The sequence below is a fragment of the Rhizobacter sp. P3_B12 genome (genome assembly GCF_056402895.1).
Window position 1 is genome coordinate 1 of record NZ_JBFUGN010000146.1, and the last position, 9502, is coordinate 9502.

Here is a 9502-nt window from a genome sequence, read left to right on the forward strand (position 1 = left end):
GGCGTACTACGTGTCGGTGACCGGTGACGATGCGGTGCTCGACCAGACGGTGTCGTTCCTCGAGGGCCCGCAGCTGCCGCCGCACGAGGAGAGCCAGTACTTCGAGCCGACCATCTCGCACGAGAGCGCGAGCCTGTTCGAGCATTGCGTGCGCGCGATCCAGGTGAGCCGCGGGCGCGGCGTGCACGGGCTGCCGCTGATGGGCTGCGGCGACTGGAACGACGGCATGAACCGGGTCGGCTGGAAGGGCCAGGGCGAAAGCGTCTGGATGGCCTGGTTCCTGAAGTCGGTGCTCGACGAGTTCATGCCGATCGCGATGCGCCGCGAGCGCGCCGACCTGGTCTCCGAATGGACGCTGCTGTCGCAGGAGCTGATGACCGCGGTCGACACGAATGCCTGGGACGGGCAGTGGTACCGCCGCGCCTATTTCGACGACGGCACGCCGCTCGGCTCGGCTTCCAACGACGAATGCCGCATCGATTCGCTGTCGCAGAGCTGGGCGGTGATCGCCGGCGGCGGCGACCCGCAGCGCGCGCGCGATGYGATGGAGAAGGTCGACGAGATGCTGATCGACCGCGACGCGCAGCTGATCCGGCTGTTCACGCCGAGCTTCGACAAGACCGCGCACGACCCCGGCTACATCAAGGGCTACGTGCCGGGCATCCGCGAGAACGGCGGGCAGTACACGCACGCCGCGGTGTGGACCGCGATGGCCTTCGCGCGCCTCGGCGATGCCGGCCGTGCGTACCCGCTGTACGCGATGCTGAACCCGATCGGCAAGAGCGATTCGCGGCTCGCGGTGCAGCGCTACCGCGTCGAGCCGTACGTGATGCCGGCCGACATCTACGGCGAGTCGCCGCACACCGGCAAGGGCGGCTGGACCTGGTACACGGGTGCCGCCGGCTGGTACTGGCGCATCGGCATCGAAGAGCTGCTGGGCGTGCGCGTGCGCAACGGCGTGCTGCACATCGCACCGGTGGTGCCGCCCGGCTGGCCGGGGTTCAGCGTCACGCTGCGGCGCGGCCGCACGGTCTATGACATCGAAGTGGGCAACCCGTCGAAGGCCCAGGGCCGCTGGTCGCTGCAGCACGACGGACAGCCTGTTTCCCCCGAGGGCGGCGTGCCATTCATCGACGACGGTGCCCGGCACCGGGTCGTGGCCACGCTCGCCTGAATGCCGTCAATCCAACGTTGAAGTCGCATTGAAAGGAGATCACCATGCCAGCTGCCCCTCGTCCCCGTGCCAAGCCGTCGCGCTTCGACGCCATCGAGATGCTGAAGGCCGACCACATCGCGATCAAGAAGCTGTTCATCGCGTTCCACCAGCTCAGTGACCGCAGCAACACCGACGGCGAGCGCCGCGCCGTGGCCGAGCGCATCTGCATGGAGCTCACGGTGCACGGCCAGATCGAAGAAGAGATTTTCTACCCGGCGGTGCGCGCCGCGATCGGCGACGATGCGCTGGTCGACCAGGCCGAGGTCGAGCATGCGAGCGCGCGCGAGCTGATCGCCGAGATCTCGGCGATGACGCCGGTCGACGACCAGTTCGATGCCAAGGTCATCGTGCTCGGCAAGCACATCGATGCCCACGTCGAGGAAGAGCACGGCAAGATCTTCCCGAAGGCGAAGAAGGCCAAGGTCGACCTGAAGGCGGTGGGTGCGCGGCTCGCGTCGCGCAAGGCCAAGCTGATGGAGGAGTACCAGGCGATGGCCCGGGGCGGCGAGCCGCACGAGGACGAGAGCGACGACCCCGTGGGCCGGCCGCCGCTGGACCTCGCGCACCACCCGGTCTCGCGGGCCTGAGCGAGCGGGTTCAGCCGACCCGCGTGACCTTCACGTCGACCTGCAGGCCGAGGTAGGCGTCGGCATCGCCGAACCAGCTGCCCGAGATCGGCGCGGCCTGCTTCGGATCGCGCACGACGGCGACCCGCACCAGCTGCGATCCGCCGAGCAGGTTGTTGGTCGGGTCGAACGGCAGCCAGCCGGCCCCGGGCAGGTAGGCCTGCAGCCAGGCGTGCGTCGCGCCGGCGCCGGTGGTGGGAACGGTCGTCGGGACGGTGTCCTTGGCGCCCGGGCCGCCGCGGGGAGCGGCCGGGTCGAGCGCCGGGTCGTAGAGGTAGCCCGACACGAAGCGCGCCGCCACGCCGAGCCGCCGCACCGCCTCCATCATCAGCAGCGCGAAGTCGCGGCAGCTGCCGCTGTTGAGCGCGAGCGTCTTCAGCGGCAGCTGCGTGCCTTCCTCGTCGCGGTCGGCGTAGCGGAAGGTGTCGCGGATGTGCTGGTTCATGCGCACCAGCATGTCGCGGGTGCCGGTGGGGCCGTCGGTGCGGACGAACTGGCGGGCCCATGCGGCGAGCGTGCCGTCCGGGTCGTCGTGGTGCGGGCGCAGGTAGTGCTCGAGGTCGAAGCGCTCGTCGACCGAGTACGAGAACGGAAAAAACTCGGCCGACGGCGACAGCGGCAGCTCCAGGTTGTGGCTGCTCGCATGCTCGATCGTGAACGAGCAGACGAAGCGCAGCGCGTCGGCCTCGACCAGCGGCTGCACCAGCGCGATCGAGTTCGAGTACGGATCCTGGATCATCCGCACGCCGGCCGCGGGGCTGACCTGCAGGTCGGTGGCGAGCACCCGCAGGTCGTGGCTGTCGCGCGGGCGGAACATCACGCGGTGTTCGCCGAAGCGCACCGGCTTCGAATAGCGGTAGGTCGTCGTGTGGACGATGTCGTACTGGATCGTCATCGCCGGACGCCGGATCAGACGCCGAGCAACTCCACCTCGAACATCAGCGTCGCGTTCGGCGGGATCACGCCGCCGGCGCCGCGTGCGCCGTAGCCGAGCGCCGCCGGTATCACCAGCACGCGCGTGCCGCCGACCTTCATGCCTTGCACGCCTTCGTCCCAGCCCTTGATCACCATGCCGGCGCCGAGGCCGAACTCGAACGGGTCGTTGCGATCCTTGCTGCTGTCGAACTTGGCGCCCTTGACGCCGTTGTTGTAGAGCCAGCCGGTGTAGTGCACGCGCACGTGCTGGCCGGCCTGGGCTTCGGCGCCGGTGCCCGGCACGGTGTCTTCGTACTGGAGGCCGGAGGCGGTCGTCTGCATGGGGATTCCTTGTTGGGGCGCAAAGCCGGGATGCTAACGCGCCGATGGAATCCCCGTGGCAGCGGGATCATCGAGGCAGCGCATAGGCCAGCACGTAGTCGCCCGGCTTCGTCCCGGTCGACCCGTGCCCGCCTGCCACCACCAGCAGGAACTGCCGCCCGTCCGCGCCCGCGTAGGTCATCGGCGTCGCCTGCCCGCCGGCCGGCAGCCGCTGCTTCCACAGCTCGCGGCCGGTGCTCACGTCGTAGCCGCGCACGTAGTCGTCGAGCGTGCCCGACAGGAAGGCCACGCCGCCGGCCGTCATCATCGGCCCGCCGATGTTGGGCACGCCCATGCGGAACGGCAGCGGCAGCGGTGACAGGTCGCGCACCGTGCCGTTGCGGTGCTTCCAGGCCACCTGCCCGGTGCGCAGGTCGACACCCGCCACATTGCCCCACGGCGGCTGCTGGCACGGGACGCCGAGCGGCGACGTGAAGGCGCTCATCTTCGCCGCGTAGGGCGCGCCGAAGTTCTCGTTCAGCGCCGGCAGCGGGCCGAGCGGCTCGCCCTTGCCCTGCACCATCAGGCTCGTGGCATCCGGGCGCGGTACCAGCGTCGACGTGAAGGCCAGCGTGGTCGGCGTCGTGAAGGCAATCTGCCGGACCGGGTCGACCGCGATGCCGCCCCAGTTGAAGACGCCGAAGTTGCCGGGGTAGATCAGCGAACCGCCTTCGGACGGCGGCGTGAAGCGGCCGTCGTAGCGCAGCCGGTGGAACGCGATCCGGCAGGCCAGCTGGTCGAACAGCGTCGCGCCCCACATGTGGCGCGCTTGCAGCGGCGGCGGATCGAACGAGAGCGCCGAGCGCGGCTGTGTCGGCGCGGTGTGGTCGCCGCTCGCGGCACCCTGCGGCGCGGCCACCTCCTCGACCGGCAGCAGCGGCTTGCCAGTGCGACGGTCCAGCACGAACAGCTCGCCTTGCTTGGTCGGCTGCACGAGGGCCGGCACCGTCGCGCCGCCGACCGTGATGTCAAGCAGGCTCGGCTGCGACGGCACGTCGTAGTCCCACAGGTCGTGGTGCACCGTCTGGAACACCCAGCGCACCTTGCCAGTGGCGAGCTCCAGCGCCACCACCGACGACGAGTAGGTCTCGACGGCCGCGCTGCGCTGCCCGCCCCACTGGTCGGGCGGCTGGTTGCCCATCGGCACGTAGACCAGGCCCAGCGCCTCGTCGACGCTGGAGATCGACCAGCTGTTCGGCGAATTCGGCGTGTAGCTCGCACCGGCGGCGATCGGTGCCGTCGCGTCGGGGTTGCCGGAGTCCCAGTTCCACACCAGCGCGCCGGTCTCGATGTCGAACGCACGGATCACGCCCGATTGCTCCTTCGTCGACACGTTGTCGAGCACGGTACCGCCGATGACCACCAGGTTCTGCGTGACGACGGGGGGCGAGGTCGAGTAGTACGAGCCCGGCTTCAGGTTTGGCATGTGCGCCCACAGGTCGACCTGGCCGCGGCCGCCGCCGAAGCTGCGGCAGATCGCGCCGGTCTCCGGGTCGAGCGCGATCAGCCGGCCATCGGCCGTCGGCATGAAGAGCTTCGCGGGGCAGGCATCGATCGCCTTCGCGCCCTGCGTGGTCGCGGCGACCAGCAGGCCCACGCGCTGCGGCGAGGTGTCTGCCGCGGCTGCCGGCGCCGAGGCCGGTGCCGCGGGGGACGCAGCGGCCCGCGGCGGCTGGTAGCCGAGGCCGCGGCAGGTCAGGTGCTGCAGCGCCAGCTCGCCCTGGATCAGCGGGTCGTAGCGCCACACCTGCTGGCCGGTGGTCGCGTCGAGTGCCACCACCGACTGGTGCGGCGTGCACAGGTAGAGCCGGTTGCCGATCTTCAGCGGCGTGACCTCGTAGGTCGTCTCGATCGGGTCGCCGGGCCGGCCGCGCAGGTCGCCGGTGCGGTACTGCCAGGCGAGCTGCAGGCTGCCGACGTTGTCGGGCGTGATCTGCTTCAGCGGCGACCAGCGCTGGCCGTGCCCGGTGCGGCCGTAGGCGTGCCATTCATCCGAAGGCACGGCCGACGCGGCGTCGCTGGCCACGGCGGCGGCCGGCAGGCTTCCGACCTGCTCGTGGCGATCGACCGTCCACGACGCGACCGCGACGACGCCGGACAGCATCAGCACGGTGGCCAGCGCGGCGCGTGCGCTGCCCAGGCCGGCGATGCCCAGGGCGCGCGCGACCGGCGCCGTCACCAGCAGCACGCCGAGCACGAACAGCAGGTCCAGCCGCGCCGCGAGCGGCCACCAATCGAGGCCGGATTCCCACAGCGCCCAGGCCAGCGTCAGGAGCAGCCAGCCGGTGAAGACCCACAGCGCGGCGCTGCGCCTGCGCCACAGCAGTGCGCCGCTCGCGAGGGCGGCGATGCCGGCGGCGAGGTAGTACGGGCTGCCGTGCAACGCGATCAGCCAGGCACCACCGCCGGCGAGCGCGAGGCCGGACAGGATCAGCACGACGGCGAGCACGCGCGCCAACAGCGCGCGGGGAGGGGTAGGGGAAGTCGGCACGGGGAATCTCCGCAAGGCAACGGACAATCGCCCGCACAGGCCAAGTTAGCGGCCCGCATGCGTGCCGGCTGTCGGCCGCGATCCTGGCGCGTCGTAGGACGGTGTGCCTTGCGCCGCCGGGATGTCACAGCATTTCAGGAGATGACCCGATGTTCGATGCAACCGTCGCCGGCAGCTTGCCGAAACCCGCCTGGCTGGCCGAGACCGGCAAGCTGTGGCCCACCTGGAAGGCCGAGGGCGACGCGCTGGCGCAGGCCAAGCTCGATGCGACGCTGTTGTGGATCAAGGCCCAGGAGGATGCCGGGCTGTCGGTGATCGGTGACGGCGAGCAATCGCGCCAGCACTTCGTGCACGGCTTCCTGGAGCGGGTGGCCGGCATCGACTTCGAGCACAAGGTCGAGATGGGCATCCGCCGCGACCGCTACAAGGCGATGGTGCCGCAGGTGGTGGGCCCGCTGAGCCTGACCGGCCGCGTTCACGCGGCCGAGGCACGCTTCCTGCGGGCGCACACGCAGCGCAAGATCAAGTTCACGCTGCCCGGGCCGATGACGATCGTCGACACGGTGRCCGACCGCTTCTACGGCGACCGCGTGAAGATGGCCTTCGCGTTCGCCGAGCTGCTGAACCAGGAGGCGCGCGCGCTGGAGGCCGACGGCGTCGACATCGTGCAGTTCGACGAGCCGGCCTTCAACGTCTACATGGAAGAGGCGGCCGACTGGGGCGTGAAGGCGCTGGAGCGCGCGGCCGAGGGGCTGCGCTGCACGACCGCGGTGCACATCTGCTACGGCTACGGCATTCAGGCCAACATCGACTGGAAGAACTCGCTGGGCGACGAGTGGCGGCAGTACGAGAAGGTGTTCCCGGCGCTGGCCGCGAGCCGCATCGACCAGGTGAGCCTGGAGTGCATCCATTCGCACGTGCCGCCCGACCTGATGGCGCTGCTGGCCGGCAAGGACGTGATGGTCGGCGTGATCGACGTCGCGAGCGATACCATCGAGACCGCCGAGGAAGTGGCCGACACCATCGGCCGCGCGCTGCAGTTCGTGCCGAAGGAGCGGTTGATCCCGTGCACGAACTGCGGGCTCGCGCCGATGAGCCGGGCGGTGGCGGAGGCGAAGCTGAAGGCGCTGGGGGAGGGGGCGGCGCTGGCGAGGAGGCGCAGCGGGGGCTGAGTATTCGCCGAGAGAGGAACATGCCGGGAGCAGGGTGGCTGACTCACGTGTCCCAGCCCTTCAGGCTTCCCCATGTCAGCGCTGCAAACGCAAGGGCAAGGCCTGCGATGATGCAGACGCCGGTCCACGAGACATTGCCGTCCAGCATCGTCGAACCCAGAGCAGTGGGAGCAAATATCCAAAGAGGGACGGTCGCGGCGATCACCGGCCGGCCTCTCCTGGCGATGAGCGCCGAGACGGCAAAGCCGCCGAATATGGAGCCAACGATGCAGATCCACGCTGCGGCAGACCACGCAGAGGCAGGATCGCTTGGGACTGCGGTCATATGCCGAGATTGTTCCAAGGATGCCGGATGTGTTCGGGTATGTTTTTCTTCGCTGACTGACTGACTGACTGACTGACTGACTGACGACCCGAGGTTGGGCGACTCTACTTCCGCAGCAGGAAGTAAAGCCACAAACCCTCCACGCAGCTCACCACGACTCCTCCTGCCACAACAGGCCACAGCGAGTTCATTCGAAGAGAAAGGTAAGCCGTGCCGAAGAATGTGATCGACGCAAAGATGTGAAGCGGCAGTGCCAAGAGAGGGTTGTCGAACGGGTTTCGGCGCTGAGGACTGCGCATCTTCATTTTCTGCACTCGCATTCTGTTCGATGAACGTCAGGTAGATCGGRCATCCGATCTCCTAGGATGCCTCTGAGAACCTGCTCTGCACTCGACGCGTCAGCGCGATCGATATTTTCGAGCGCGTCGCCGAGGCCCGCAATGAGGCCCAGTGAGATCCCGCCATAAGGCCCCGTGCGAGTCAACATACTGGTAACTCCACCGGCAGACAGTCTCCCCGCCAAGTAGGCCTTGTGGTTCGCAGCCCAATTGCCCACTTGCGCAGCAGCATTGGCGGCAATGGTCGGATTRGAAAGCGCGAGTAAACCTCCTGCCAGCGCTGCCTCATTCTCGATGGCTCGTCTTTGTCGACACTCTCCGGCAAGGCCCGCTCGCTGATACATGTGCTTGCCCGCATTCCACAGTCCGCCGTAGTACGACCCATAGCCGGTGAAAAAATTGACCAGGCCATCAGGAAGGCTCGGCAGATCGGCCCTGCTCCAGAGTCCGTTCGGATCCATCAGCAGCAGTGGATTTCCGTCGACGTAGGCAAAGGTATTGATTCCACCGGCCAAGCCCGCCGGATCCGATTGCGTGTAGCGACCCTTGGAGCTATCGAGATTCCGGAAGTGGTTGTACCAGAGCCCACTCTCTGCATCCGCATACTGGCCCGGGAACCGCAGGTTCTGCGTGAAGGCTCCGAGTCCTTCCGGATTCGTCTCCGGCGCCGTCGTGCCGAACGGCTCGGCCAGCCAACGCCAGCGCTTGGCGCCGCTCTGATCGACGACGATCCGCGGCGCATTCAGGTGATCCGCATGGATGTAGTAGACGAGTGGCGGATTGTTCGCGCTGGCCGGATCCGGCATGAACATCGCCACCGGGATGTTGTCGAGCCACACGTATTCGCGCAGCGCCTTGCCGCTCTGCTCGTATTCACCCAACAGCTGTCCTTCCAGGTCGTACACGAAGATCACCGTCTCGCCCGTGCTCGTCACCTTGCGGATGCGCCGGCGCTGCGCGTCGTAGTCGTAGCTGCCGATCACGCCCGCCTTCGTGATGCTCGCGATCGAGCCGTTCAGGCCGTAGGTCGCCGTGTAGCCTGCGCTGTCGCTGGTCGTGTTGCCGGCGTTGTCGTAGCCGAAGCTGCGTGCCGGATTCGTGATGCTCGTCAGCCGGTTGCTCGTCGCCTCGGTCGTGTAGTCGCTCGAGCTGCCGTTCAGGTTCACGCGCGTGCGGTTGCCATTCGGGTCGTAGGCGATCGACCAGCTCGACGCCGATGTGGTGATGCTGGTCAGCCGGCTGTTCTCGTCGTAGCCGAAGCTCTGGTCCAGCGCAATCTGCGGCGTGCCGTCCGTGGCCAGCAGGTGTGTGAACCCGCTGATGCGGTCGGCGGCGTCGTAGGTCACGTCGCGCAGCGCATTGCCCAGCGGGTAGCGCACGATGCGGCCGCTCAGGTCGAACAGGCGCATATGCGGCACCAGCCCGCTCGCCATGTGCCAGTCCCAGCCGCTCACCGGGCCGAAGGGTTCCCACTTCACGTTGCTGATCAGCGGCACCGGCGTRCTGCCTGCGTCCTTCGCCAGGCTCATSGCGATCAGYTCGCCGGTGTCGCGCGTGATCACCAGCACGCGGCCCGACGGGTAGGTGATGGTCATCAGGTCGCCGTGCGAGTAGGCGTACTTCACCGTCGTCTGGATCGGAACTGTGTTCGCACCGGCCTTCGCGTTCACCGACTGCACGGCTTCGGTGATCCGGCCTCGCGGGTCGTACCTGAATCGGGCGAAGCCGCCCGGGTGATCCACTCGGCTGAGCCGGCCGATGCTGTAGGTGTAGTCCGCGCCGGTGAGATCCCAGCTCCAGGTGATGGTCTGGCTCGGCTGACCGCTCTGGCTGTAGACGACGCTGGTCAGCCGGCCTTCCAGGTCATAGGTGTAGGTCTCGGTGACGCCACGGCTGTCGGTGCGGGTCTTCAGACGCCGCGCCGCGTCGTAGGTGATGTTGGTGATACCGGTGTCCGGGCTGATCAGCTGCGTCGCATCGCCAAAACCGTTGCGCGGGTACTGCGTGACCAGGTTGCGCGGGTCGGTCACCTTGGTCG

The 9502-nt window shown here is 68.2% G+C and carries 8 protein-coding genes; 3 read left to right on the forward strand and 5 right to left on the reverse strand.

The annotated features are described in order from the left end of the window. Together AC1D01_RS10650 and AC1D01_RS10655 are read left to right on the forward strand one after the other, a co-directional pair. A partial coding sequence (locus AC1D01_RS10650) for a GH36-type glycosyl hydrolase domain-containing protein (RefSeq protein WP_477866006.1) occupies positions 1-1174 on the forward strand: 1174 nt, incomplete at its 5' end. A 44-nt stretch (positions 1175-1218) separates the two neighbouring features. Continuing rightward, complete coding sequence (locus AC1D01_RS10655; RefSeq protein WP_477866007.1) at positions 1219-1803, forward strand: hemerythrin domain-containing protein; 585 nt, start codon at positions 1219-1221, stop codon at positions 1801-1803. A gap of 10 nt (positions 1804-1813) precedes the next feature. Here AC1D01_RS10655 and AC1D01_RS10660 read toward each other — a convergent pair whose 3' ends face one another. From AC1D01_RS10660 to AC1D01_RS10670, 3 genes are all read right to left on the reverse strand, one after another. Further along, positions 1814-2737 (reverse strand): transglutaminase family protein, encoded by a 924-nt coding sequence (locus AC1D01_RS10660; RefSeq protein ID WP_477866008.1) that lies wholly within the window; start codon positions 2735-2737, stop codon positions 1814-1816. 14 nt (positions 2738-2751) lie between these two features. Continuing rightward, the gene (locus tag AC1D01_RS10665) at positions 2752-3105 is read right to left on the reverse strand and encodes an FKBP-type peptidyl-prolyl cis-trans isomerase (protein ID WP_477866013.1); all 354 of its coding nucleotides are present in this window, start codon (positions 3103-3105) and stop codon (positions 2752-2754) included. Between the two features lie 61 nt (positions 3106-3166). Further along, entirely contained in the window at positions 3167-5629 is a 2463-nt protein-coding gene (locus tag AC1D01_RS10670) for a membrane-bound PQQ-dependent dehydrogenase, glucose/quinate/shikimate family (protein WP_477866009.1), read from the reverse strand. A gap of 149 nt (positions 5630-5778) precedes the next feature. On the opposite strand from AC1D01_RS10670, the gene AC1D01_RS10675 reads away from it, so the two are divergent. After that, on the forward strand, positions 5779-6801 hold the full coding sequence (locus AC1D01_RS10675; protein ID WP_477866010.1) for a methionine synthase: 1023 nt from the start codon (positions 5779-5781) through the stop codon (positions 6799-6801). Positions 6802-6844: 43 nt separating this feature from the next. Here the strand turns inward: AC1D01_RS10675 and AC1D01_RS10680 are convergent, their stop codons facing one another. Both AC1D01_RS10680 and AC1D01_RS10685 read right to left on the reverse strand, forming a co-directional pair. Next, a complete protein-coding gene (locus AC1D01_RS10680) occupies positions 6845-7006 on the reverse strand; it encodes a hypothetical protein (RefSeq protein ID WP_477866011.1) in 162 nt (53 codons plus the stop codon). 421 nt (positions 7007-7427) lie between these two features. Continuing rightward, positions 7428-9502: RHS repeat domain-containing protein (locus AC1D01_RS10685; RefSeq protein WP_477866012.1), on the reverse strand; the 2075-nt coding region annotated here is incomplete at its 5' end.

Coding starts and splice junctions, on each gene's coding strand:
- AC1D01_RS10655 (WP_477866007.1), top strand. CDS start 1,219: ATGCCAGCTGCCCCTCGTCCCCGTGCCAAGCCGTCGCGCTTCGACGCC.
- AC1D01_RS10660 (WP_477866008.1), bottom strand. CDS start 2,737: ATGACGATCCAGTACGACATCGTCCACACGACGACCTACCGCTATTCG.